Source organism: Bradyrhizobium sp. CAR08, from assembly GCF_052871955.1.
Window position 1 is genome coordinate 364,736 of sequence record NZ_JBIXJX010000003.1, and the last position, 24,025, is coordinate 388,760.

A 24,025-nucleotide genomic window follows, 5' to 3' on the forward strand; every position below is an offset into this window, starting at 1 on the left:
GCCGCCGCGCTGCATCATGAATCGCGCGTTAATGCGCGCTGCCCGCACTCTTGTGGTCGCCGGCACTGCGCAGCCGTCCCACCACGCCGGTCGGAAAGAAGTAGACGCTGGCGATGAAGAGCAGCCCGAGCCACAGCAGCCAGCGATCGGGATGCAGCAGCCCTGGCAGCAGCGGCAGGCCGGCTTCCGACGCCGCCTTGGAGGCGACGCCCATCAGCGCCTGCAGATAGTTCTGGGCGAGGATGAAGATGGTGGCGCCGATGATCGCGCCGTAGATCGTGCCCATGCCGCCGATCACGACCATCAGCAGGATGTCCAGCATGATCGAGAAGCTGAGCGAGGTATCGGGGCCGGCATAGCGCAGCCACAGTGCATTGAGAATGCCGGCGCCGGCGGCGACCAGTGCGGCGATGCAGTTGGCGTAGCTCAGGTGGAAAACGGTGCGGAAGCCGAGCGCCTCGGCGCGGAAGCGGTTTTCGCGGATCGCCTGCAGCACGCGCCCGAACGGCGAGTTCACCACCCGCAGCAAAGCGAGGATCATCAGGGCGGAGACGGCGAACACCAGATAGTAGGTCAGGATGCGGCCGTTGACCTCAAATCCCAGCACGTTCTTCGAGATCAGCACCGTGCCGGGCCTGAGCAGCTCGGGCAGCTGAAAGCTGCGCCCGTCCTCGCCGCCGGTCAGCCAGGACAGCTGCGAGGCCAGCACCTGGAAGGCGGATGCGACCGCGAGCGTGATCATGGCAAAGAAGATCGCGGCGACCCGCAGCGAGAACAGTCCGATTGCAAGCGCAAGCAGCGCGGCAAGCGGCAGGCCGACCACGATGCCGGTTGCGACCGCGCCCCAATTCGGGCCCATCCCGTACAGCGCGATCGCGATCGCGTAGCTGCCGATCCCGTAGAACATGGTGTGTGCGAATGACACCGAGCCGGTATAGCCGAGCAGGAGGTCGTAGGAGGCGACCAGCGCGGCGAAGACGCAGATCTTGGCCGCGACGTTCAGCGCCTTCGCCCCGGGAAACAGGAACGGCGTCGCCACCAGCGCCAGGATGATGAGGACGAGAACGAGCGTGAGCACGCGGCTGCGCGGCGGATCGCCTGACAGGATCATCATCGGCTGGTCACCGCATAGAGGCCGCGCGGCCGCCACATCAGAATGGCGACCATCAGCAGGATGTTGGAGACGAGGGCGAGCTTCGGCACCAGGAAGCCGCCGTAATTGGCAATCATTGCCACCAGGATCGCTCCGATGAAGCAGCCGCCGATCGAGCCGAGGCCCCCGATGATGACGACGATGAAGATCAGGACGGTGAGGTCGTCGCTCATGGAGGCGTGGACCTGCTCGCGATACAGCGCCCACATCACACCGCCGAGGCCGGCGAGCGCCGATCCCGTCATGAACACGCGGAGGAACAGACGGCGGATGCGATAGCCGAGCGCCTCGACCATCTCGCGATTCTCGACGCCGGCGCGGATCAGAAGCCCGAGCTTGGTCCGGTTGAGCACGAGCTGGATCGCGATGAAGACGGTGAGGCCGATCAGCGTCGCCAGCACGCGGTATTTCGCGATCGCGACGTCGCCGAGGATGAAGGAGCCGCGCAGCGACGTCGGCAGCGGCGCCGGGATGATCTGTGGCCCCCACACTGCATAGAGCGTCTGCTCGGCGACGATCAGGCCGCCCGTCGTCATCAGGATCTGCTTCAGATGCTGGCCGTAGACGGGCAGGATCAGCACCCGCTCGACGATCAGGCCGAGCGCGCCGGATACCGCCATCGACAGCAATGCCGCCGGCGCCAGCACCGCGAGGTTGATCCACAGCGAATCGACCTGGAGCGAGGCCGCGAACGGCGCCAGCACCAGGGTCGCGACATAGGCCCCGACCGCGATGAAGGCGCCATGGCCGAAATTGAGCACGTCCATCAGGCCGAACACGAGCGTCAGTCCGGAGGCCATGATGAAGATCATCATGCCCATCGCGAGGCTCGCGGCCGTCAGCGTCAGCCAGGTGCTGGGCGAGCCGATCAGCGGGATCATCACGAGGGCGACCGCGATCGGCAGCAGGATCGGCGCGATGTCGCGCTTCGGCTTCGGCAGCGGATCGGTTGCGGCGAGCTCGGTCATTGATGCGTCTCCAGGCTCAGGCCCAGCAGCCGCTCCTGCAGTGGCACGTCGGCGGCCAAGGCCGCCATCTCGCCGCGATGAACGATGGTGCCGTTGTCCATCACCAGCACGTCGTCGCCGAGCTCGCGGGCGGCAAAGAAATTCTGCTCGACCATCAGGATCGTGGCGCCCTTGCGCTTGATCTCCTTCAGACACTCGATCAGCGCCATCACGATTGCTGGGGCCAGCCCCTTGGTCGGCTCGTCGATCAGCAGGAGCTTGCGCGGTTCGATGATGGCGCGGGCAATCGACAACATCTGCTTCTGTCCGCCCGAGAGACTTCCCGCGCGCGACAGCCAGAACCGGCGCAGCGCGGGGAAGAAGCCAAAAATCCAGTCCAGCTGGGCGTCGTCGAGTGGTCCGTCGCGCGCCGCCAGCACCAGATTTTCCTTCACCGTGAGGTCCGAAAACACCGCCATGCTCTCCGGCACGTAGCCGACGCCGAGCCGCGCGATGTCGGGCGTCGCACGGCTCTCGATGCGCTCGCCGGCGAGGCTGATCTCGCCGGAGGAGGCCTGCCAGAGGCCCATGATGGTGCGCAACGTCGTGGTCTTGCCGGCGCCGTTGCGGCCGAGCAGCATCGTGGTCTGCCCCTGCGCGACAGCGAGATCGATGCCCTGGAGGATGTGATAGCGGCCGATATGAGTGTGAACACCGGAGAGCCTCAACAGATCGGTCATGCTGCGCTCCCTCCAGCCGTCTTCCCTTCAACGTTCTTTGGCGCGACGCCGAGATAGGCTTCCTGCACGATCGGTGACGCAATCACCTCGGCAGGCCTGCCGTCCGCAACAAGCTGCCCGTTATGCAACACGATGATGCGGTCGGCGAGCGATCGCACCACGTCCATCTTGTGTTCGACCAGGAGAATGATCCTGCTTTTGTCCTGCTTGAGCTGCGCGATCAGGTTCAGCACGACCGGCACCTCGTCGATGCTCATGCCCGCGGTCGGCTCGTCGAACATGAACACCTTTGGCTCGAGCGCCATCATCAGCGCGACCTCGAGCTTACGCTGATCGCCATGCGACAGTGCGGTCGCGGCGACGCCACGGCGGCCGCCGAGCGCGACCTGATCCAGGATAGCATCGGCGCGGGCGATCAGATCACGGCGGACCATCCAGGGCCGCAACATGTCGTAGTGAGTGCCGTTGGCGGCCTGCACCGCGAGGCGGACGTTTTCCTCCACCGACAGATTCGGAAAGAGGTTGGTGAGCTGGAAGGCGCGCCCCAGGCCTGCGCGCGTCCGCATCGGCGCGGAATGCTGGGTGATGTCGGTGCCGTCGAACAGAATGCTGCCGCCCGATGCGCGGAGCTGGCCGGAGATCAGGTTGAAATAAGTGGTCTTGCCGGCGCCGTTCGGGCCGACGATCGCGGTGAGTTCGCCCGGGCGGAAGCTGCAAGTGACGCTGTTGACCGCGACATGGCCGCCGAAGCGGATGGTGAGGTCGCGGGTTTCGAGGGTCAGCGTCATGAGAGATTTCGATCGGGTTTGGTTGGGAGTGCATCCGCGACCACACTGGGCTCGCTCCCCCGCTTGCGGGGGAGGCACAGGCGGCCTACGGCCGCCGTTCTTGAAAGAACGCCGATGCGTAGCATCGGCTACGGGAGAGGGTGTCTCCTCAGGCAAGAACCCCCAAAGAGGACAGAGCCTTCTCCCGGCCTCTCCCGCACGCGGGAGAGGTGAAGAAGCAGCTACCGCTTGTTCTTGACCGGAACGTCCATGTCCTCGATCTTCAGCTCGCGCACCGGCTCGAGCACGGCCCAGGCGACATTCGGATCGACCTTGACCTTGAAGTGATACATGCTCTGCAGCGCCTGATGGTCTTCCTTGCGGAACATCATCTTGCCCTTCGGCGTGTCGAACTCCAGGCCTTCCATGGCCGTGATCAGCTTCTCGGTGTCGGTCGACTTCGCCTTGGTGACGGCGGCGACGACGGACATCGCCGCAGCGAATCCGCCCGCGGTGAAGAAGTCCGGCGGCGCGTTGAAGCGCTTCTGGTGCTCGGCGACGAGCCAGTCATTTACCGGGTTCTTCGGGATCGCGTAGAAATAATAGGTCGCGCCTTCCATGCCGGGCAGGCCCTTATAGGCAGCGAGCGCCGGCAGGATGTTGCCGCCGGTGGACAGTTCGATGCCGTAGCGCTTCGGATCCATGTCCTGGAGTTTCGCCAGCGGATTGCCGGCGCCGGCCCAGATCACCCAGATCACCTTGCGGCCCGGCTTGTCCTTCAGCGCGTCGAACAGGCGCTGGCCGACCGCGGTGAAGTCGGTGGTCGAGGTCGGGGCATATTCTTCGGCGGCGAGCGTCGCGCCGGTCTTGCCGAGCGCCTCCTTGAAGGCGGCGACGCCGTCGCGGCCGAAGGCGTAGTCCTGCGCCAGCGTCGCGACGGTGACGCCCTGCTTGCCGATCGCGACCGCGTTCGAGATCGCGTCCTGCGACGAGTTGCGCGCGGTGCGGAAGATGTAGCGATTCCACTTCTCGCCGGTAATCTGATCCGCGACCGCGGGCTCGACGATCAGGATCTTCTTGTTTTCCTCGGCGACGGGCAGGATCGCGAGTGCCGCGGCCGACGAGGTCGTGCCGATCGCGATGTCAACCTTGTCGTCCTGATAGGCTTCCGCGAGCGCGGCCTTGGAGAGATCCGGCTTGCCCTGGTCGTCCTTGGTGATGACGACGATCTTGCGCCCGTCGAGCGTCATGGTGCCCTTGGTGGCGTATTCAAACCCCATCTGCAGGCCGGTCTCGGTCTGCTTGGCATAGGCCTCGAGCGGGCCGGTCTTGCCATAGATCAGCGCGATCTTGAGATCGTCGGCCTGTGCGGAGGTGCCCGCGGCGAGGGCGAGGATGGTTGTTGTTAAGATGAGCGATCGGCGCACGATGGTCCCTCCTGATGAGTTCTTTGGCCATAGCGATTTGCACAACCGTGCGGACATTGCAATTCCACCTTCCGGCGGACCACGCGACGGGCATGTGTGATATTGTCCGGCCCGGCCGCGCCGGATCGCTTCTGCCGAGGAAATCGGCAGATGCAATTGTTGACCTCACCCGTGGAACGGGTCGCTCAGGCTTTGCAAAGTAACGATCAGGCCGGGGGTTACCGTCGGTATCCGTTCGCGCGGGAATAGCCCTGCCGGTTCTGCTGCGTCGAGCGGTTTGTGACGCTGGCGCGTGCTTCGCTGGAGACGGGCGTTGCGAGCTTCAGCTCCTCCAGGAAGATCGGCCGGGAGAAATAATAGCCCTGCGCGTAACGGATCTTGGTCGCAGCCTGGAGGTAGGCGAGCTCCTCGTAGGATTCGATGCCTTCGGCAATCACGGTCATGCCGAGCGCTTCGCTCAGGGATTCGATCGCGCGCAGGATGCCCTGGTTGCGCGGACGCTTATGGATATCGGTGATGAAGGAGCGGTCGATCTTGATCTCGTCCGCGGTGATGTCGGCCAGCGCCGAGAGCGAGGAATAGCCGGTGCCGAAATCGTCGATCGAGATGGCGACGCCGAGCTTGCGGAACATCGGCAGGATCTCGGCCTGGAAATGATTCTTGGCGACGAAGGCGTCTTCCGTCACCTCGATCATGAAGCGCTGCGGAAAGCCGGTGTCGTCGAGCGCTTGGGCAAAGCTGCGCATGAACTCCGGGTTGCCGGCCTGCTTGGCCGCGACGTTGATGCTGATGTTCGCTTCCGCACCGAACGTCTCGTTGATGAGGTCGATCGACTTGACGATCTCGGCGAGCACGAGATGGGTCAGCTCGTCGATCAGCCCGAGCTCGGTGGCAAGATTGATGAACGAGCCGGGCGCCTGGATCACGCCCTCGTCGTCGCGCAGCCGCACCAGGGCTTCGATGCCCTTCACGTCCTGCGTGCGGATGTCGACCTTGGACTGGAAGGCGCAGCAGAAGCGCTTCTCCAGGATGGCCTGCCGCAGCGACTGCTCGATCTTCATCCGCGCCAGCGCCTCGCGTTCCATGCTGGAATCGAAGAAGGCCGCCGATCCCTTGCCGTCATTCTTGATGCGGTACATCGCGATGTCGGCGTTCTGGCGCAGTGTCTCGAAGCTGCTTCCGTGATCGGGGTAGAGGCTGATGCCGACGGAGGTTGAGGCGAACACTTCCGAATTGTCGATGAAGAACGGCGCCGTCAGCCGCTCCAGCGTCGACTGCATGAATTCGGCGACTTCCTCCTGGTTCTGGATCGGCGATAGCAGCAGCAGGAATTCGTCCCCGGAGATGCGCGACAGCATGTCCGAGTCGCGCAAGCCGCGTCCAAGCCGCTTCGACAGCTCGACCAGCAGGGCGTCGCCCACGGCGTGGCCGTAATAGTCGTTGATGTGCTTGAAATTGTCGACGTCGAGAAAGGCGAGCGCAAAGCGATCGCCGGTGCGACCCTGCGCGAGCAGGCTGGTGGCGCGATGCTCGATCACGCGTCGCGAGGGCAGGCCGGTCAGATCGTCGAAATAGGCCGAGCGGAACAGCTGGTCCTCGAAATTCTTCTGCTCGGTGATGTCGGAGGAGGCCGAGATCAGCAGCTCGCGTCCGTCGAGGCGGACCGGACGATGGGTGGTCAGCAGCACCTGGCGTGCGGCTCCGTCGTGGAGCGCTTCCTCGGCGACGACCGCCTGGCCGGAGCTCAGGGCCTGCCGGCAGGCTTCGAGGCGCGACGCGAGATCGCGCGAGGGGCGGCTGCCGTCCATGCCGAGCTGGGCAGCCGCGACATCGTTGACCAGGAGAAGTTCGCCTTGCGCGTCCTGCACGGTCAGGCCGGCAGGCAGCATTCTAACGATTTCCTTGAGAAATCCGAGTTCGGCTTCGCTCGCGCCGGAATATTTGTTGTCGTTCATAGAAGTCATGAATCTTGTTGTTTCAGTGCGCCTTTGCAATGGCCGCGATCTTGCGCGGTTCCCTCTTAAGTTTGGTTAAGGGGCCCGGAGAATTACGGTGGTGTTTTGCGGCGATGCGACGCGCGCAGCCTATCGTCATTAACAGGGCGTCAACGCGTCCGGTGAAACCGCGAACGACGCGCGCGAACGGGTTTCGTTGGCGCCGCGTCTAACCGTCCTTGGGGATACGGCATTGCATGGTGCAATGAAGTCCGGTCCTGAGATAGGAGACCTCCGTCTTGCCGTCGAAGGCCGACAGCGCCGACTTCAACAGCTTGGTGCCGAAACCCGGCTCGGAGATCTTGTCGACGCTCGGACCCTCGGTTTCATCCCAGGTCACGGTCAGGCGATCGTCGTTGACGGTCCATGACACCTGCAACAGCCCGCGCGGCGCGGAGAACGCGCCATATTTGCCTGCGTTGGTGGCGAGTTCGTGAAACATCAGGGACAGCGTGACCGCAAGTTTCGGCGGCAGGAACAGCCGGTCGCCGTTGAGCGTGAAGCGGACATGGCCGTAAGGGCCGAGCTCGGAGATCAGGAGGTCGCGAATGTCGCAGCCGGCCTTGTCGATCCGTGAGATCAAATCGTCGGTCGCGGCAAGCGACCGCAGCCGCGGATCGATCCGGGCCCAGATCTGCGGCTGATCGTGCAGCACCTGATGCAGCACGGCATGCACCGTCGACAGCTTGTTCTTCAGCCGGTGCTGGAGCTCGTCGACCAGCAGCTTGCGGTAGTCTTCTTCCTCGATCAGGCGTCTGGAAATCCGCCGCTGCTCGACGAGGAGCGAGCGATAGTGCTCGACGCCCCAGATGGTGAGCGCGCAGACCGCCCAATATAGCGCCAGCAGGGCGAATCGCGCGTTATCGGCAAAGGCATCGCCGAAATTCACGACGACGCCGAGCACGCCGCCCACCAGCGCCGTGATGATGCCGATGCGGAAGCCGCCGAACGCGGCTGCAAAGAACACGGCCGGGAAATACGGCGTGAAATAGACGTCGGGCCGCACATGGGCGAGGGCCCAGCGCGCCAGCGTCGCAACCAGCAGGCAGGCGACCGCAAACGCAAGGCTCAGGCCGAGCGACGGCGGTGCCACGCCCTGCCAGCCCTTGCGGAATTCGTCGATCAGCTTCCCCATGCGCAGTCCGGTCGCGATATGCGTTCGACAATCGAGCGATCGCCAGGAATGTTACGCATGTCGCCGGCCCCAAGCAAAGCTTGCCTTGTCGGAAGCTGGCAGGAATAGTGCCTGCCGCGGCGCCGACCGTCGCGGCGCCGTCGTCGATCGGTGTCCGCCATTTGGCGTCAAGAGGTTCGAAAACAGGGACATTCCATGGGCAGGCTGGATGGCAAGGTCGCGGTGATCACGGGCGCGACGAGCGGGATCGGGTTGCGGACCGCAGAAGTCTTCGTTGCCGAAGGTGCCAAAATTGTGATCGCGGGCCGGCGCATACCGGAAGGCGAGGCCCTGGCGAAGCAGCTCGGGGCGAATTGCGTCTTCCGCCAGACGGATGTGACGGCCGAAGCGCAGATGCAGGCGCTGATCGCGCTCGCGGTGGACAAATTCGGCCGCATCGACTGCCTGTTCAACAATGCCGGCGGTCCGGCGCAGACCGGCGGCATCGAAGGCCTCGAGGTCGAGCGCTTTGACGCGGCGATGGCGACCCTGCTGCGCAGCGTCATGCTCGGCATGAAGCACGCCGCGCCGCACATGAAGAAGCAGGGATTTGGCAGCATCATCAACAATGGCAGCATCGCCGGCCGTCTTGCCGGCTTCTCGTCATCGATGGTCTATGGTGCAGCCAAAGCGGCGGTGATCCATCTCACCAAATGCGTGGCGATGGAGCTCGGCGAATCCAACGTCCGCGTCAACTCGATCTCGCCCGGCGCCATCGCGACCGGCATTTTCGGCAAGGCGCTCGGGCTTTCGACCGACGCGGCGGAGAAGACGCCGGCCGTGATGCGCGAGGTCTACAAGACCGCGCAGCCGATCCCGCGCGCCGGCCTTCCCGATGACATCGCCCATGCTGCGGTGTTCCTGGCCAGCGACGAATCCAGCTTCATCAACGGCCATGACCTCGTCATCGACGGCGCGATGACCGGCGGCCGCAACTGGAGCCAGCAGCAGCAGGGCTACGTGGCCCTGCGCAAGGCGTTCGATCAGGGGGGCGGATAGTTTCGTCATTGCGAGGAGCGAAGCGACGAAGCAGTCCAGGCCGCTTCCGCGGACGCAGTCTGGATTGCTTCGCTTCGCTCGCAATGACGACTGCGATGCTCAAACCGCCTTCACCCGCACCCGCAATCCGTCGCGCGGCTTCGGGATCGGCCACATCTGCCAGTCGGGCTTGTAGCCGGGCTCCAGCGACACCTCGATGTTCTGCAGGAAGTGCCGCGCGAAGCATTTGGCCTGCATGTAGGCGAAGTGCAGGCCGAGGCACATATGCGCGCCGCCGCCGAACGGCACCCAGGCGAAGCGGTGGCGGTTGCGCTGGGCCTCTTCGGTGAAGCGCAGCGGATCGAAGCGATCCGGCTCCGGCCAGATGTCCTTCATGTGGTGGGTGTAGAGCGGATTGACGCCGATCGCAGTGCCGGCCGGAATCGAAAAACCCTTGAAGCTGAAATCGCGCATGGCGCGGCGCGGCATCGAGGGCACCGGCGGCTTGATCCGCAGCGCTTCCTTGAACGCCATCTCCGACAGCGGCATCTTTTCGAGATCGTCGAAGCTGCTTGGCGCGTCAGGGGCGAGCCCCAGCGCCATGACTTCCGCGCGAAGCTTGTCCTGCCAGCCGGGATTTGCCGCGAGCTCGCCAATGAACGACGTCAGCGACGAGGTCAGCGTGTCGTGCGCCGCCATCATCAGGAAGCTCATGTGGTCGATGATGTCCTGTTCCGAGAGCAGCGCGCCGTCCTCGTGGGTTGCGCGGCAGAGCTGCGAGAACAGATCATCGCCGCCGAGATTGCCGCGTCGCAGCGGAATCTGCTCGCGGAAATAAGCCACGATGCGCTTGCGTCCCCTGACGCCGGCCGCCATCTGCGTGCCGGGCAGCGGTCGGCGGATCGGGGCGACGGCAGCGGCGACCATGTCGACGAAGGCCCGGTTGATCTCGTCGACCTCCGGCCCGATATCGGCGCCGAGAAAGGACGCGGCGGCGAGATCGAGCGTGAGCTGCTTCATCGCCGGATAAAGCTGCATCTCGCCGGGCTTGGCCTTCCACTGCGCGACGCGGGCGGCGATGCCGCGGTCGAGATCGCTCAGATACGACTTCATCGGGCCGGACTTGAATGCGACCGACAGCGCCTTGCGGTGCAGCCGGTGCTCCTCGAAATCCAGCAGCATCAATCCCCGCGGAAACAACAGGCCGAGCACCTTGTTCCAGCCATGGGTCGAGGAGAACAGCTTTTGCTGGTCGAACAGCACGAGCTCGTTGGCCTCGGGGCCGAGCAGCACGATATTGGTCTCGCCGAAGAAATGCGTGCGATAGACGAGGCCGTATTTGGCGCCGTTCGCCTCGATATGCCCTTTGGGGTCCGCGAGCACCTGGAAGGTCTTGCCGATGATCGGCCAGCCTTCGTCGCCGGGGATGTGGGTCAGCTCGTTGCGCTTGGGCGGAGTGAAGCCGTGCGCAGGGGCGGCCACATTCTGCATCGACATGACGATTGCTCCGGTTGGCTAGACCCGGCCAACATAACACAATCCAGCTGCGATGACTCCGCGCCTACCGCTTCGCCGCTTCCTTCTGCAAATCCGGCGCATTGACGGCCGGAATCGCAACGCGGCCGGCGCCGGTCACCTTCAGCGCCTCGGCGGCCTTTTCGTTTTCCATGATCTTGGCCATCACGGCCTGTCCCGCGCGCTCGAAGATCGCGCGGTTCTCGATCACGAATTTTTGCGACTTGCGCAAGCCGTCGATGTAGCCGTTGATCTCGGGCACCACGTAGCGCGCGACCATGTCCCAGCTCCGGCGCGTGTTCTCCGGATTGGCCCAGTCGTGCACGAAGCCGATGACGGCGCCGATTCCGCCGGAGACCTGCATCACGTTCTTGATCATCTTGACGAGGTCGTCCGGCGTGCCGATGACGGAGGCTGCGCCGTCGACGAAGGCGGTCTTGTCCACCGCCTCGTCGGGTGAGGCGAACGCGGTGAGCCCGGGCCGTTGCAGCGTGCCGACATTATATTCATTGTGCCAGCGCATTAGGCCGGGGCCGGCCTCGCGGCGCGCCTGCTCGCGGGTCTCGGCGATGTGCCAGGTCAGCAGCACGCGCCAGTTCGCGCGATCGACTTTGGTGCCGTGCTTTTTCGCCGCGTCCTCGGCGAACTGCCATTGCTGCTGCAGCGACATCAGCCCCTGCGTCGTCATCGAGCCCAGCGAAATGATGCCGATGCCGTATTTGCCGGCGAGCGTCATGCCGGAGGGCGAGATCTGCGAGGCCACGACGAACGGCATCTCCTCCTGCAGCGGCAGGAGCTGCAGCGCAGCGTCGTTCATGGTGAACCAGTCGCTCTTCGCCGTGACGCGCTCGCCGCTGAAGAGGCGGCGGATCACGCCGATCGCTTCGTCCTGGCGGTCGCGCTGCGTCATCGGATCGATGCCGAGCGTATGCGCGTCGGAGGCGAGCGCGCCGGGACCCGAGCCGAAGATGGCGCGGCCGCCGGTCATGTGGTCGAGCTGCACCATGCGCTGCGCGACGTTGTAGGGATGATGGTAGGGCAGCGACACCACGCCGGTGCCGAGCCTGATCCGCTTGGTGCGCTCGCCGGCCGCCGCCAGGAACATCTCCGGCGAGGCGATCATCTCCCAGCCGGAGGAATGATGCTCGCCGCACCAGAACTCGTCATAACCGAGGCTATCTAACTGCTCGACCAGGTCGAGATCGCGCCGGAACTGGAGCATCGGATGCTCCCCGATCGGATGATGCGGGGCAAGGAAGGCTCCGAACTTCAGGCGCGCCATGGCGTTCTCTCCGGCTTACATTTTTTTGTTTGTGGCGCGAAGCTACGTGCTGGAGACAGCGAACGCAATCGCGCGATGTCCCGCGCGGCGGAATGCAGCCATGCGTATGTCGTCTTCCTCTCCCGGCACGCTGAGAGAGGCGGAACGCGCGAGGATCCTACCTTCGAGGTAATCGCGGCGCCGCATGCGGTCTGAGATGATCGGCAAGGACATCCGAGGATCACGCGCCGATGCATCAAACCGTCACAAAGCAGGTCGACACGTCGCGTCGCTGGTGGGTGCTGGCGATCGTCGTGGCCGCCCAGTTCATGTTCGGCGTCGATGCCTTCGTGGTCAACGTCGCCATTCCGACCATCGCGGTCGAGTTGAAGGCGTCGCCGGCTCAGATCGAATCCGTCATCGCGATCTACCTGATCGCCTATGCCACGCTGGTCGTCACCGGCGGCCGGCTTGGCGACATTCACGGCACCAGGAACGTGTTCCTGGCTGGCCTGCTCGGTTTCACCCTGACGTCGCTGTGGTGCGGACTGGCGCGATCCGGTTCGGAGTTGATCGTCGCGCGATTGACGCAGGGTGCCTCCGCCGCGCTGATGGTGCCGCAGGTGCTGGCGACGCTGCATCTCCTGTTCACCGACGAACAGCGCAACCGCGCCTTCGCCATCTACGGCATTGTGCTGGGGCTCGCGGGTGCCGCGGGCTTTCTGCTCGGCGGTCTCCTGGTCACGATCGATCTCGCCGGCACCGGCTGGCGCTCGGTGTTCTTCGTCAATGTGCCGTGCGGTCTCGTGATCGCGGTGGCGGCCTGGCGCATCATGCCCTCGGCACCGCATCGCGCCGGCACGCGGCTTGACATCACGGGCAGCATCGTCCTGTTCGCCGGATTGCTGTGCATGATCGGTCCGCTGCTGCTGGGTCACGATGTCGGCTGGGCACCGTGGCTGTGGCTGGTGATGGCGGTCGGCGCCGCGATCCTCCTGGCGTTCCCGAAGCTGGAGCATGCGGTGACACGCGCCGGCGGCATGCCGCTGATTGATCTCTCGCTGCTGGCGGACGCCGCTTTCCTGCGCGGCCTTGGCGCGGCGTTCTTTTTCTTCTCCGCCAATCTCTCGTTCTATCTGGTCATGACGCTGTTCATGCAGCGAGGGCTGAAAATCCCGCCGCTCGCGGCCGGCATGGCCTTCATTCCGCTCGCGCTCGCTTTCGTCGTGGCCTCGCGCCACAGCGGCGCACGGGCGCGCCATCGCGGCACCAGGGTCTTGATCGAAGGCTGCGCGCTTCAGATCGCGGGCCTCGCGGCCCTTGCGCTGGTCGCGTTCTCTGTCGACGCGCCGTCCGCGCTCCTGCTCGCGCTCACCATGATCGTGTTCGGCTACGGTCAGGGGCTGGTGATGGCGCCGCTCTCCGGCGCGGTGCTCTCGACGGTGAAGCCTGTGGCCGCAGGTTCTGCCTCCGGCATGTACGGCACCACGGCGCAGATCGGAAATGCGGCCGGAGTGGCCGCAATCGGCGCCGTGTTTTTCGCCGTCGAAGCGGTGCAATCAGCGCGCGCAGGATTTCTCGTCTCGCTCGCGCTGTTCGTGACATTAATCATGATCTGCACCGCGTTCCTGGCGTGGATGCGCGTTGTATCTGCACGAAGTTGAGGCATTGCGGTCAATACGTGCTGATTTCTGCAGGTTTTCCTGAGATTTAGCACCGCATCGACAGCACACGGTCTTTTTATTTTGCGCTGCAGCAACTATTTGGTTTGGGTGGACGTTGAACGTCGCCTGTAGGAGCTGCCGTGTCGTTAACCAGAAATGTCGATCTCTTGAGACGTCTGCCAAAGCTGGACGGATTGCGCTTCGCCGAGTTTGGCCGGAGCGCCGATGCGTCCAGTCCGTTGCAAGAGGTCACGGGCTTCGGCGACAATCCCGGCAATCTGCGCCTGTTCGCGTTCGTGCCGCCGCAACTGCAGAAGCCGCGCGCGCTCGTCGTCGTGCTGCACGGCTGCGGCCAGACGGCGGCAAGCTACGACCTCGGTGCCGGATGGTCGACGCTCGCCGAGCACTACGGCTTCGCGCTGTTGATGCCCGAGCAGCAGCGCATCAACAACAGCAACACCTGCTTTAACTGGTTCAATCCGGAAGACACGGCGCGGGACAGTGGCGAGGCCTGTTCGATTCGCGAGATGATCGCGCATATGACGGAAACCCATCGCGTCGATCCCAAGCGCATCTTCATCACGGGCCTGTCGGCCGGCGGCGGCATGACGTCGGTGATGCTCGCGACCTACCCTGAAGTCTTCGCGGCCGGTGCGGTGATCGCGGGACTTCCCTACGGCATCGCGACCAATCTGCGCGAGGCGCTCGACGGCATGTTTCATTCCCCGGAGCGGCCGGCGCGTGAACTTGGCGATCTGGTGCGGCGGGCCTCGAATCATCGCGGGCCCTGGCCGAGGATCTCGGTGTGGCACGGCAGCGCCGATCGCACCGTCAATCCCGGCAATGCCAACGAGATCGTCAAGCAATGGCTCGACCTGCACGATCTGCCCGAGGCGCCGATGGCGGAAACTGACATCGACGGCTATCCGCGCCAGGCCTGGTGGAACAAGGACGGCGAGACGCTCGTCGAGTCCTACGCCATCACCGACATGGCCCACGGCACGCCGCTCGGCCTTGCCGACAACGACCAGCGCTATGGCGTGGAAGGCGCGTTCCTGATCGAGGCCGGCATCTCCTCGTCTTATCACATCGCCAAATTCTTCGGCCTCACCGGCTGGATTCCCGACGCTGCGAAGAAGGCGGAGGCAAAGCCGACGCCGGCCCGCTCGCCCGCGCCGCATCTGGCGCGCTCGATCCGCGCCGCGATCGCCGAAGAGCCGGCCGAGCCGAAGCGCGAGGAGGCCCGCGGCTTCGATCTCGGCCAGATCATCACGCGCGCGCTCACGGCCGCGGGATTGATGAAGTAACTCAGGCCGTCGCGCCGATAAGGCAGGAGTTTTGTGCCCGTCGTCGCTGCGATCCGCGAATGGGGTGACCGCAACCTGAGCCAGCCCGCGGCGTTCGCAGACGCCGCGGAATAGGCGCTCACATCTCGCCGGTGATGAACGGATTTGTCATCCGCTCCTGGCCGATGCTCGAGCCGGCGCCATGGCCGCAGATGAAGCCGACATCGTCGCCGAGCGGCAGCAGCTTGGTCTTGATCGAGTCGATCAGCGTCGCGTGACTGCCGCCGGGCAGATCGGTGCGACCGACCGAGCCCGCCAACAGGACGTCGCCGACATGGGCGAAGCGCAAGTCCTTGTTGAAGAACACCACGCTGCCGGGCGAGTGGCCGGGGCAATGATAGATCTCGAACTGGAGATCGCCGATGGCCACGCTGTCGCCTTCGTCGAGCCAGCGGTCCGGCTCGAAATTGCGCACCCCCGTCATGCCGAAGCGCGCGCCGCTCTCGACCACGTTGTCGAGCAGGAATTTGTCCGCGACGTGCGGGCCCTCGATCGGCACCTTCAGCGCGTCGCGCAGTTCGGCCGCGCCGCCGACATGGTCGATATGGCCGTGGGTGAGCCAGATCTTCTGCACGGTGACGCCGGTCTGCTTGATGGCGTCCAGGATCTTCGGCACGTCGCCGCCGGGATCGATCACCACGGCCTTCTTGGAAGGCTCGTCCCAGATGATGGTGCAATTCTGCTCGAACAGCGTCACGGGGACGATGATCGCGCCTGCCTTCGCGCTGGCCTCAGCTTGTGTCTCGTTTTGCTCGGTCATGGCGCCACAATGCCGATTTTTGCCATGCCGCCAAGCAAAAGATTTCTCCCCGGGGCCTGGGAACAACCGCAGACATCGTCACACGGCCGTCCCAATTCGCCTGCTGGTTTGAACCGGAGCGCTCCTTCCGCGTTCTCCCGCGCAACAAGCAGTTTTGGATGGATTTCCCGCATGGCTCAGGGCGGCAGCGATTGGTGGCGCGACGGCATCTTCTATCAGGTCTATCCGCGCTCCTTTCAGGATTCAAACGGCGACGGTGTCGGCGATCTCGCCGGCATTTTGCAGCGGCTACCTTATGTGAAATCGCTCGGCGTCGACGCGATCTGGCTGTCGCCGATCTTCCCCTCGCCGATGGCCGATTTCGGCTACGACATCTCCGACTACACGGGCATCGAGCCGCTGTTCGGCACGATGGCGGATTTCGATGCGCTTCTCGCCGCCGCGCACGACAACGGCCTTAAGCTGATCCTCGACCTCGTGCCGAACCACACCTCGGACCAGCATCCCTGGTTCGTCGAGAGCCGTTCCTCGCGCGACAATCCCAAACGCGACTGGTACATCTGGCGCGACCCGGACGAGGGTGGCGGCGTGCCGAATAATTGGCTGTCCGAGTTCGGCGGCAGCGCGTGGCAGTTCGACGAGACCACCGGCCAATACTACTATCACGCCTTCCTCGCCCAGCAGCCGGATCTCAACTGGCGCAATCCCGATGTCCGCGCGGCAATCTACGACGTGATGCGGTTCTGGCTGGAGAAAGGCGTCGACGGCTTTCGCGTCGACGTGATCTGGCATCTGATCAAGGACGCCGAGTTCCGCGACAACCCGCCCAATCCGCATTATGCCGAGGGCCGGCCGCCGAACGAAAAGATAATGACGCAATATTCCACCGACCAGCCGGAGGTGCACGACGTCATCGCCGAGATGCGCCGCGTCACGGATGCCTATGATGCCCGCGTCCTGATCGGCGAGATCTATCTGCCGCTGCATCGCCTCATGGCCTATTACGGCAACGATCTCACCGGCGCGCAGATGCCGTTCAACTTCGCGCTGCTCTCGACCTTCTGGAGCGCGCGCTCGATCGAGAAAATCGTCGAGGATTACGAGAAGGCGCTGCCGAAGGGCGCCTGGCCGAACTGGGTGCTCGGCAATCATGACCGTCCACGCGTCGCAAGCCGCGTCGGGCCGGAGCAGGCCCGCGTCGCCGCCATGCTGCTGCTGACGCTGCGCGGCACGCCGACGCTCTACTATGGCGACGAGATCGGCATGCATCAGCTCGCGATCGCGCCCGAGGACGTGCGCGACCCCTTCGAGAAGAACGTGCCCGGCATCGGTGTCGGCCGCGACGGCTGCCGCACACCGATGCAGTGGGATTCTTCCAACTTCGCCGGCTTCTCGGACGTCAGGCCATGGCTGCCGCTGCCGGAGGATCACATCCGCAACAACGTCGTCGATCTCGAGGCCGATTCACGTTCGATCCTGACGCTCTATAAGCGTCTGATCGCGTTGCGGCAGGGCTGTCCGCCGCTGGTCGCGGGCGACTATCATCCGCTTGCCGCGCAAGGCGATCTCCTGATCTATCGCCGCGAGGCCGAGGGCAGGGCGGTGACCGTGGTGCTCAATCTCGGCCCTGAGCCGATCGCGGTCACCACCAGCGCGATCAGGTTCGGCAGCGAGATTCTGCTGTCGACATTCCTGGATCGCGAGCGAGAGCGGATCGAAGGCGTGCTGGATCTGCGCGGCAACGAGGGCGTGATCATCACGCCACCCTGACCGTCGTCCTGGACAAGCGAAGCGCAGATCCAGGACCCATTGCCCCAGGGAGTGGTTTGACGAAGGTTCGTGGTGATAGCTTCGTACAACAATCACCTATTGGGGTAATGGGTCCTGGCTTTCGCCAGGACGACAACGGAGTGCGTGGTCGCACTGACTACCCCGGATGCTTGTTCCCTCGCACCGTCCCGTCGATATCGCTCCGCTTCAACAGATAGTCCAATCCGCCGACGCGGTACCAGCGATAGCCATAGGGCTCCAGCACGACGCGGTGCTGGCCGCGCTTGTCGGCGTGGCTGTGGTCCTCCGCGAGCAGATTGATCAGGTGCGCGCCGGCCTCGCCTGGCAGCCCCGCCGAGAACGCGATCTCGCGCGGCTTCTCGTCGAGATTGTGCACGAACAGCACGGAATTGTTGCGCCAGTCATAGCGCATGATGAACACGGCGGGATCGCGCGTCGCGATGATCGAAAAATCGCCCCAGCCGATCTCCGGCACCTCCTTGCGCATGCGGACGATGCGCTCGGTCCAGTTCAGCATCGAGTTCGGATCGCGCCGCTGCTTGGCGACGTTGACGTGCGGATAGCCGTACGGTCCTTCGTCGATGACGGGCAAGGCCGGCTTGTCGCTGGTGGTGAAGCCGCCATGCGGCTCCGTCGACCATTGCATCGGCGTGCGCGCGCAATTGCGCTCGGGGAGCGAAAGATCATCGCCCATCGCGATCTCGTCGCCGTAGCGGATCACGGGCGTTCCCGGCAGCGTGCACATCAGGCTGTAGGCGAGCTCAAGCCGCCGGCGGTCGCCACCCAGCATCGGTGCCAGGCGGCGGCGAATGCCGCGGTCGTAGAGCTGCATGTCCTTGTCGGGACCTAAGCGCTTGAAAACAAGGTCGCGCTGCGCCTTGGTCAATCGCCCGAGATCGAGCTCGTCGTGATTGCGCAGGAACAGGCCCCATTGCGCCGAGGCGGGTCGCGGCTTGGTCGCCTTCAGCGCTTTCCCCAGCGGGCGGGAATCGGACGAGGCCAGCGCATAGAACAGATGCTGGTTGACCTGGAAATTGAACATCATATGCATGCGGTCGGCATCACGGCCGAAATATTCCATGTCCGTCTTCGGCAGCACGTTGGCCTCGGCGAGGATGATGGCATCGCCCTGCCGCCATTGCAGGAATTCACGGAACGTCCGCAGCATGTCGTATTGTTCGGCCGGCTTTTTCACTTTGGCGCCTTTGGTCGCGATGACGAAAGGCACGGCATCCATCCGAAAGCCTGAGACGCCGAGTTGGATCCAGAAGCCCATGATCTTCAAAATCTCGGCCTGCACGCGCGGGTTCGAGGTGTTGAGGTCGGGCTGGAAATCGTAGAAGCGGTGGAAGTACCAGGCGCCGGCTTCCTTGTCGCGCGTCCATGTCGATTTCTGAACGCCGGGAAAGACCATGCCCTGATTGGCGTTGGCCGGCTTCTTGTCGGACCAGACATACCAATCGCGGTAGGGCGAATTCCTGTCGCTCCGCGCCGCCTTGAACCAGGGATGCTGGTCGGAGGTGTGGTTGACGACGAGATCGATGATGACGCGAATGCCGCGTTGCTTGCAGCCATGAGTGAACTCGACGAAATCGCCGAGCGTGCCGTAGCGGGCATCGACGCTGTAATAATCCGCGACATCGTAGCCGTCGTCGCGGCCGGGCGAGGTCTGGAACGGCATCAGCCAGATCGTGGTGATGCCGAGGCCGTGCAGATAATCGAGCCGGCGCAACAGGCCCTTGAAATCGCCGATGCCATCGCCGTTGGCGTCCATATAGGTGCCGACGGACAGGCAATAGATGATGGCGTTCTTGTACCAGAGATCGTCGATCATGCGCGCGCAGCCTCGGTGGTTCCGCCGAGGTGCGGCGGCTGCGTGATAAGTGTTAAGAGCGAGAGCGGTTCCGTACCCCGCCGTCGTCCTGGACAAGCGAAGCGCAGATCCAGGACCAATACCACAGGCCGAAATTTGACGAGGACTGGTGGTGATCCCCTCGTGCACCAACGATCCCTTGGAGTCATGGTCCTGGCTCCCGTGCGCAATTGCGCACTAGGCCAGGACGACGACGGAGGAATCGGCTATCCTCCCCCGATGGACAACACCGCCCGCATTGCCCTCGTGCCGCCGCCGGACCGCCGTCAATCCGAGACGGCGCTGGCGATCGCGCGCGGCACGGCGCGATTGTTGCGCTCGCTCGGCTTCACCTGCATCAGCGAATTACCGCTGCCCTCGGGGCGACGCGCCGATCTCGTCGCGCTGAACGAGCGGGGCGAGATCTGGATCGTCGAGATCAAATCGTCGGTGGAGGATTTGCGCGCCGATCAGAAATGGCACGAATACCGGGCGCATTGCGACCGGCTGTTCTTCGCCTTCACGCAGGACCTGCCTTGCGAGATCTTTCCGCAAGATACCGGCTTGATCATCGCGGATGCCTATGGTGCGCACCTGCAATGCGAGGCGCCCGAGCACAAGCTCGCTGCGGCCACGCGCAAGCAGATGACGGTGCGGTTCGCCATGGCGGCGGCGTTGCGGATCAACCGGCTGGTCGATCCGCAGGGGCATGCGGAGTTTTGGGAATAGCGCGCCGCGAGCGCGATGCCGTAGGGTGGGCAAAGCGGAGCGTGCCCACCATCCAGGTCAAAGATTGAAGCAGACATGGTGGGCACGGCGCTTTGCGCCTTGCCCACCCTACGGCACCGTTATCGCGGCGCGCGCTTGGCCAAAATCCGCTGCAACGTGCGCCGATGCATGTTGAGCCTGCGTGCCGTCTCCGAGACGTTGCGGTTGCACATCTCGTAAATGCGCTGGATGTGTTCCCAGCGCACGCGGTCGGCCGACATCGGGTTCGCCGGCAACTCGGACTTGTCCGAGCCGGTCGACAGCAGCGCCGCGACGACGTCGTCGGCGTCCGCGGGTTTCGAGAGATAATCGACCGCGCCCATCTTCACCGCGGTGACGGCGGTGGCGATGTTGCCATAGCCGGTCAGCACGATCGCGCGGGCGTCGGGGCGCTTCTTCTTCAGCGCCGAGACCACGTCGAGACCATTGCCATCACCGAGCCGCAGATCGACCACGGCGAATGCCGGCGCCGCCTTGCCGATCTGCGCCAGACCGTCCGAGACGGTGTCGCATGACGTCACCGCAAAGCCGCGCGTTTCCATGGCGCGCGACAGCCGCTCCAGAAACGGCTTGTCGTCCTCCACGATCAGCAGCGAGCGGTCGGTCTGTTCGTTCAGTTCGGCGATGGCGTTCAAGGTTTCGTCCTCTCTCCAGCGCGTCTACATATGGCGGCGCAATCGGGCGGTGCCAAGGGCGCCAATGGTCGATCGGCCCCGTTGTGCGACGCAAGGTCGCGGCCTATCCTATTGTTTCTTCGAAGGTCTCGATAGCCTCAAAACGGTCTCGCGGCCACGTGATCTGGACCACTGCGCCATGGTCCGGAAAGGTCTGGTTGGTAAACGAGACCTTGGCGCCGGTGCGCTCCAGCAAGGTGCGCGCGATGAACACGCCGAGCCCGAGGCCGCCGCCTTCGTCCTTGCTGCGCCGCCGCGACAAATAGGGCTCGCCGATCCGGTTCAGGATGTCAGGCGGAATGCCGGGACCATCGTCGGAGATCACGAGCTCGATTGTGTCCTTGTTCCACCACGCATTCACCTCGACGGTGGTGCGGGCGAAATCGACCGCGTTCTCGACGATATTGCCGACGCCGTAGAGGATCGCCGGATTGCGCGAGCCGACCGGTTCGGCCACGATGGCGACGGCGATGCGCACCTTGATATCGACGCCGAAATCGCGGTGCGGCGCCACCACCTCCTCGATCAGCTCCGACAGCTTCATGCGGTCGAACGGCGCGCCGGTGGAGGAGAGCTGGGTGATCTTGCTCAATATGTCGCGGCAACGCTGCGTCTGCTCGCGCAGGGTCTTCAGGTCGGCGGCAAAGTTCGGCTCCTTCACCGTCTTCTCCAGCTCGCGCGAGATCAGGAAGATCGTCGCGAGGGGCGTGCCGAGCTCGTGCGCTGCGGCTGCGGCCAGGCCGTCGAGCTGGGTCAGATGCTGCTCGCGCGTCAGCACCAGCTCGGTCGCGGCCAGCGCGTCGGCGAGCTTGCGCGCCTCCTCGGTGACCTGGAACGAGTAGAGGCTGGTGACGCCGATCGCGAGCGCGATCGAGAGCCAGACGCCGACGAGATAGATCGGCGGCAGCACCAGCGGATCATCAGAATCCCAGGGCAGCGGCAGATGGAAGAAGAACAGGACCGAGGCGCAGGCGACAGCCAGCACGCCGAGGCCGAAGGTGAAGCGGGCCGGCAGCGCCGTCGCGGAGATCAGCACGGGCGCGAGGAACAGGAACGAGAACGGGTTCTGGAGTCCGCCGGTGAAGAACAGGAGACCCGCCAGCTCCACGATGTTGAGCGCGAGCAGTCCGGCCGCCTGCATCGGCTCCAGCCGCTGCAGCGGATTGGACACGGTCTGGAGCGCCAGATTGAGCGCCGCCGACAGGGCGATGATGCTGACGCAGGGAACGATCTCGACATTGAATTCCAGCCCCTGCGCCACGATGAAGATCGCGGCGAGCTGGCCGAGCACCGCGAGCCAGCGCAGTCGCAGGATCGTATCCAGGCGGATATGCCGCTGCGCGGGGCGAAAGTCGGAAGCGGCAAGTTCGGTCATTTCGGCCAATGGGGCGGTGCCTTCTCGATCACAAGCGCGCGGCTCACGGAACCGCCGGATTACAAGCCTTGCGCTCTCCGCTGCAATAGCAGAAGAACGCCCAGCATGACGGAGAATGACAAGGCTTCAAGCTGGCCGACTGTCGCGGATCGCAGCCTCTCCGCGGCAATCGCGGTCGATCACCTGGTCAAGGTCTACAAGCAGACCCGCGCCGTCGACGACATCTCCTTTTCGCTTCCGCGCGGCAGCATCACGGGGCTGCTGGGCGGCAACGGCGCCGGCAAGACCACGACCATCGCGACGATCATGGGCCTCGTGCTGCCGACCTCCGGCCGCGTGCAGGTGCTCGGGCATCGGATGCCGGAGGACAGCGCGTCCGTGCTGGGTCGGATGAACTTCGAGAGCCCCTATGTCGACATGCCGATGCGGCTCACGGTGCGTCAGAACCTCACGGTGTTCGGCAAGCTCTATGCGGTGAAGAACCTCTCCGATCGCATCGCTGAGCTCGCCGACGATCTCGATCTCACCGAGTTCATCGACCGCGCCAACGGCAAGCTCTCCGCAGGACAAAAGACGCGCGTTGCGCTTGCCAAGGCGCTGATCAACCAGCCCGAGCTGCTGTTGCTGGACGAGCCGACCGCCTCGCTCGATCCCGACACCGCCGACTGGGTCCGGGGGCATCTGGAGCGTTATCGCATGGCGAACAACGCCACCATCCTCTTGGCGTCGCACAACATGCTCGAGGTCGAGCGGCTCTGCGATCGCGTCATCATCATGAAGCGCGGCCGTATCGAGGACGACGATACGCCCGAAGCCATCATGGCCCGCTACAACCGCACCACGCTGGAAGAGGTGTTTCTGGACGTCGCGCGCGGAAGGGTGAACGGCGCGCAGGAGGTGGCACGATGAGCCAGGCCGTATGTTGCGACCGTAGCCCGGGTGAGCGAAGCGATACCCGGGAACGCCGCCAGCAAGGTCCCGGATATCGCTTCGCTCATTCGGGCTACGCGGTGCCGCAATGACCGAACTCTCCCTCCACCGCGGCATCTCCGTCCACCGCATTGGCGCGATGATCCTGCGCTATTGGTACCTGTTGCTGTCGTCCTGGCCGCGGCTGCTCGAGCTGCTCTACTGGCCGGCGCTGCAGGTCATCACCTGGGGCTTTCTGCAGCTTTACATCGCGCAGAATGCCAACTTCTTCGCGCGTGCCGGCGGCACCCTGATCGGCGCCGTCATTCTCTGGGACATCCTGTTTCGCGGGCAGCTCGGCTTTTCGATCTCGTTCCTGGAAGAGATGTGGGCGCGCAACCTCGGCAATCTCATGATGAGCCCGTTGAAGCCGCTCGAATTTCTGCTGTCCCTGATGATCATGAGCCTGATCCGGCTCGCGATCGGCGTCATCCCCATGACGCTGCTCGCGTTATTCCTGTTTCACTTCAATGTTTATGCGCTCGGCGTGCCGCTGATCGCGTTCTTCTGCAATCTGATCTTCACGAGCTGGTCGGTCGGCATTTTCGTCTCCGGACTGGTGCTGCGAAACGGCCTCGGCGCCGAGAGCATCGTCTGGACCTTGATGTTCGGCATCATGCCGCTCGCCTGCGTCTACTATCCCGTCAGCGTGCTGCCGGTCTGGTTGCAATACATCGCCTGGACGCTGCCGCCGACCTACGTGTTCGAAGGGATGCGCGCGCTGCTGATCGAAAACACCTTCAGGACCGATCTGATGCTGAGCGCGTTGGCCATCAACGCGGTGCTGTTGCTTGCATCTTTTGGGGCATTCCTTGCCCTTTTGCGCAGCGCCAGGATGCAGGGCTCGCTGCTGTCAGGCGGCGAATAACG

General features: G+C 64.3%; 20 protein-coding genes. 7 read left to right on the forward strand and 13 right to left on the reverse strand.

Going from position 1 to position 24,025, the window contains the following annotated elements; translation table 11 throughout:
* Positions 1–28: 28 nt before the first annotated feature.
* From ACIPUD_RS09185 to ACIPUD_RS09215, 7 genes are all read right to left on the reverse strand, one after another.
* Positions 29–1,114 carry a branched-chain amino acid ABC transporter permease gene (locus ACIPUD_RS09185; RefSeq protein WP_198959237.1) on the reverse strand — a complete coding sequence of 362 codons (1,086 nt, stop codon included), beginning with the start codon at positions 1,112–1,114 and terminating at the stop codon, positions 29–31.
* Complete coding sequence (locus ACIPUD_RS09190) at positions 1,111–2,121, reverse strand: branched-chain amino acid ABC transporter permease (RefSeq protein ID WP_446480428.1); 1,011 nt, start codon at positions 2,119–2,121, stop codon at positions 1,111–1,113. The genes ACIPUD_RS09185 and ACIPUD_RS09190 overlap by 4 nt, the downstream gene beginning before the upstream one ends.
* Positions 2,118–2,840 carry an ABC transporter ATP-binding protein gene (locus ACIPUD_RS09195; protein WP_085361960.1) on the reverse strand — a complete coding sequence of 241 codons (723 nt, stop codon included), beginning with the start codon at positions 2,838–2,840 and terminating at the stop codon, positions 2,118–2,120. Before ACIPUD_RS09195 ends, ACIPUD_RS09190 begins: the two co-directional genes overlap by 4 nt.
* Complete coding sequence (locus tag ACIPUD_RS09200) at positions 2,837–3,628, reverse strand: ABC transporter ATP-binding protein (protein WP_446480429.1); 792 nt, start codon at positions 3,626–3,628, stop codon at positions 2,837–2,839. The genes ACIPUD_RS09195 and ACIPUD_RS09200 overlap by 4 nt, the downstream gene beginning before the upstream one ends.
* A 221-nt stretch (positions 3,629–3,849) precedes the next feature.
* Positions 3,850–5,034, reverse strand: a complete 1,185-nt coding sequence (locus ACIPUD_RS09205; RefSeq protein ID WP_166517560.1) for a substrate-binding domain-containing protein — start codon at positions 5,032–5,034, stop codon at positions 3,850–3,852.
* Between the two features lie 218 nt (positions 5,035–5,252).
* Entirely contained in the window at positions 5,253–6,989 is a 1,737-nt protein-coding gene (locus tag ACIPUD_RS09210; RefSeq protein WP_446480471.1) for a putative bifunctional diguanylate cyclase/phosphodiesterase, read from the reverse strand.
* Positions 6,990–7,197: 208 nt separating this feature from the next.
* The gene (locus tag ACIPUD_RS09215) at positions 7,198–8,163 is read right to left on the reverse strand and encodes a sensor histidine kinase (RefSeq protein WP_446480430.1); all 966 of its coding nucleotides are present in this window, start codon (positions 8,161–8,163) and stop codon (positions 7,198–7,200) included.
* Positions 8,164–8,358: 195 nt separating this feature from the next.
* Between ACIPUD_RS09215 and ACIPUD_RS09220 the strand changes: the two genes are divergently transcribed.
* Entirely contained in the window at positions 8,359–9,201 is an 843-nt protein-coding gene (locus ACIPUD_RS09220) for an SDR family NAD(P)-dependent oxidoreductase (RefSeq protein ID WP_446480431.1), read from the forward strand.
* Positions 9,202–9,300: 99 nt separating this feature from the next.
* Here ACIPUD_RS09220 and ACIPUD_RS09225 read toward each other — a convergent pair whose 3' ends face one another.
* Positions 9,301–10,677 (reverse strand): cytochrome P450, encoded by a 1,377-nt coding sequence (locus ACIPUD_RS09225; protein WP_446480432.1) that lies wholly within the window; start codon positions 10,675–10,677, stop codon positions 9,301–9,303.
* Between the two features lie 64 nt (positions 10,678–10,741).
* The gene (locus tag ACIPUD_RS09230; protein WP_018455870.1) at positions 10,742–11,977 is read right to left on the reverse strand and encodes an LLM class flavin-dependent oxidoreductase; all 1,236 of its coding nucleotides are present in this window, start codon (positions 11,975–11,977) and stop codon (positions 10,742–10,744) included.
* Between the two features lie 230 nt (positions 11,978–12,207).
* Here ACIPUD_RS09230 and ACIPUD_RS09235 point away from each other — a divergent pair, with 230 nt between their 5' ends.
* Complete coding sequence (locus ACIPUD_RS09235) at positions 12,208–13,620, forward strand: MFS transporter (RefSeq protein ID WP_446480433.1); 1,413 nt, start codon at positions 12,208–12,210, stop codon at positions 13,618–13,620.
* 140 nt (positions 13,621–13,760) lie between these two features.
* The gene (locus ACIPUD_RS09240) at positions 13,761–14,927 is read left to right on the forward strand and encodes an extracellular catalytic domain type 1 short-chain-length polyhydroxyalkanoate depolymerase (RefSeq protein WP_085385574.1); all 1,167 of its coding nucleotides are present in this window, start codon (positions 13,761–13,763) and stop codon (positions 14,925–14,927) included.
* Positions 14,928–15,045: 118 nt separating this feature from the next.
* Here the strand turns inward: ACIPUD_RS09240 and ACIPUD_RS09245 are convergent, their stop codons facing one another.
* The gene (locus tag ACIPUD_RS09245) at positions 15,046–15,726 is read right to left on the reverse strand and encodes an MBL fold metallo-hydrolase (protein ID WP_446480434.1); all 681 of its coding nucleotides are present in this window, start codon (positions 15,724–15,726) and stop codon (positions 15,046–15,048) included.
* A 171-nt stretch (positions 15,727–15,897) separates the two neighbouring features.
* On the opposite strand from ACIPUD_RS09245, the gene ACIPUD_RS09250 reads away from it, so the two are divergent.
* Entirely contained in the window at positions 15,898–17,496 is a 1,599-nt protein-coding gene (locus ACIPUD_RS09250) for an alpha-amylase family glycosyl hydrolase (protein ID WP_377787777.1), read from the forward strand.
* A 157-nt stretch (positions 17,497–17,653) separates the two neighbouring features.
* Here the strand turns inward: ACIPUD_RS09250 and ACIPUD_RS09255 are convergent, their stop codons facing one another.
* Positions 17,654–19,351, reverse strand: a complete 1,698-nt coding sequence (locus tag ACIPUD_RS09255; RefSeq protein ID WP_204513088.1) for an alpha-amylase family protein — start codon at positions 19,349–19,351, stop codon at positions 17,654–17,656.
* Positions 19,352–19,609: 258 nt separating this feature from the next.
* On the opposite strand from ACIPUD_RS09255, the gene ACIPUD_RS09260 reads away from it, so the two are divergent.
* Complete coding sequence (locus ACIPUD_RS09260; RefSeq protein ID WP_085361950.1) at positions 19,610–20,098, forward strand: MmcB family DNA repair protein; 489 nt, start codon at positions 19,610–19,612, stop codon at positions 20,096–20,098.
* Between the two features lie 119 nt (positions 20,099–20,217).
* Here the strand turns inward: ACIPUD_RS09260 and ACIPUD_RS09265 are convergent, their stop codons facing one another.
* Together ACIPUD_RS09265 and ACIPUD_RS09270 are read right to left on the reverse strand one after the other, a co-directional pair.
* Positions 20,218–20,772 (reverse strand): ActR/PrrA/RegA family redox response regulator transcription factor, encoded by a 555-nt coding sequence (locus tag ACIPUD_RS09265; RefSeq protein WP_007598178.1) that lies wholly within the window; start codon positions 20,770–20,772, stop codon positions 20,218–20,220.
* Positions 20,773–20,875: 103 nt separating this feature from the next.
* Positions 20,876–22,186: an ActS/PrrB/RegB family redox-sensitive histidine kinase gene (locus ACIPUD_RS09270; protein WP_446480435.1), complete on the reverse strand. Its 1,311-nt coding sequence runs from the start codon at positions 22,184–22,186 to the stop codon at positions 20,876–20,878.
* 105 nt (positions 22,187–22,291) lie between these two features.
* Between ACIPUD_RS09270 and ACIPUD_RS09275 the strand changes: the two genes are divergently transcribed.
* Positions 22,292–23,095 (forward strand): ABC transporter ATP-binding protein, encoded by an 804-nt coding sequence (locus ACIPUD_RS09275; RefSeq protein ID WP_085349757.1) that lies wholly within the window; start codon positions 22,292–22,294, stop codon positions 23,093–23,095.
* Between the two features lie 109 nt (positions 23,096–23,204).
* A complete protein-coding gene (locus ACIPUD_RS09280) occupies positions 23,205–24,023 on the forward strand; it encodes an ABC transporter permease (RefSeq protein ID WP_204513090.1) in 819 nt (272 codons plus the stop codon).
* Positions 24,024–24,025 lie beyond the last annotated feature (2 nt).

Excerpts from the sequence above, each read along its gene's own strand:
- ACIPUD_RS09185 (WP_198959237.1), bottom strand. The coding sequence starts at position 1,114 with ATGATGATCCTGTCAGGCGATCCGCCGCGCAGCCGCGTGCTCACGCTC.
- ACIPUD_RS09190 (WP_446480428.1), bottom strand. The coding sequence starts at position 2,121 with ATGACCGAGCTCGCCGCAACCGATCCGCTGCCGAAGCCGAAGCGCGAC.
- ACIPUD_RS09195 (WP_085361960.1), bottom strand. The coding sequence starts at position 2,840 with ATGACCGATCTGTTGAGGCTCTCCGGTGTTCACACTCATATCGGCCGC.
- ACIPUD_RS09200 (WP_446480429.1), bottom strand. The coding sequence starts at position 3,628 with ATGACGCTGACCCTCGAAACCCGCGACCTCACCATCCGCTTCGGCGGC.
- ACIPUD_RS09210 (WP_446480471.1), bottom strand. The coding sequence starts at position 6,989 with ATGAACGACAACAAATATTCCGGCGCGAGCGAAGCCGAACTCGGATTT.
- ACIPUD_RS09215 (WP_446480430.1), bottom strand. The coding sequence starts at position 8,163 with ATGGGGAAGCTGATCGACGAATTCCGCAAGGGCTGGCAGGGCGTGGCA.
- ACIPUD_RS09220 (WP_446480431.1), top strand. The coding sequence starts at position 8,359 with ATGGGCAGGCTGGATGGCAAGGTCGCGGTGATCACGGGCGCGACGAGC.
- ACIPUD_RS09225 (WP_446480432.1), bottom strand. The coding sequence starts at position 10,677 with ATGTCGATGCAGAATGTGGCCGCCCCTGCGCACGGCTTCACTCCGCCC.
- ACIPUD_RS09230 (WP_018455870.1), bottom strand. The coding sequence starts at position 11,977 with ATGGCGCGCCTGAAGTTCGGAGCCTTCCTTGCCCCGCATCATCCGATC.
- ACIPUD_RS09235 (WP_446480433.1), top strand. The coding sequence starts at position 12,208 with ATGCATCAAACCGTCACAAAGCAGGTCGACACGTCGCGTCGCTGGTGG.
- ACIPUD_RS09245 (WP_446480434.1), bottom strand. The coding sequence starts at position 15,726 with ATGACCGAGCAAAACGAGACACAAGCTGAGGCCAGCGCGAAGGCAGGC.
- ACIPUD_RS09250 (WP_377787777.1), top strand. The coding sequence starts at position 15,898 with ATGGCTCAGGGCGGCAGCGATTGGTGGCGCGACGGCATCTTCTATCAG.
- ACIPUD_RS09255 (WP_204513088.1), bottom strand. The coding sequence starts at position 19,351 with ATGATCGACGATCTCTGGTACAAGAACGCCATCATCTATTGCCTGTCC.
- ACIPUD_RS09260 (WP_085361950.1), top strand. The coding sequence starts at position 19,610 with ATGGACAACACCGCCCGCATTGCCCTCGTGCCGCCGCCGGACCGCCGT.
- ACIPUD_RS09270 (WP_446480435.1), bottom strand. The coding sequence starts at position 22,186 with ATGACCGAACTTGCCGCTTCCGACTTTCGCCCCGCGCAGCGGCATATC.
- ACIPUD_RS09275 (WP_085349757.1), top strand. The coding sequence starts at position 22,292 with ATGACGGAGAATGACAAGGCTTCAAGCTGGCCGACTGTCGCGGATCGC.
- ACIPUD_RS09280 (WP_204513090.1), top strand. The coding sequence starts at position 23,205 with ATGACCGAACTCTCCCTCCACCGCGGCATCTCCGTCCACCGCATTGGC.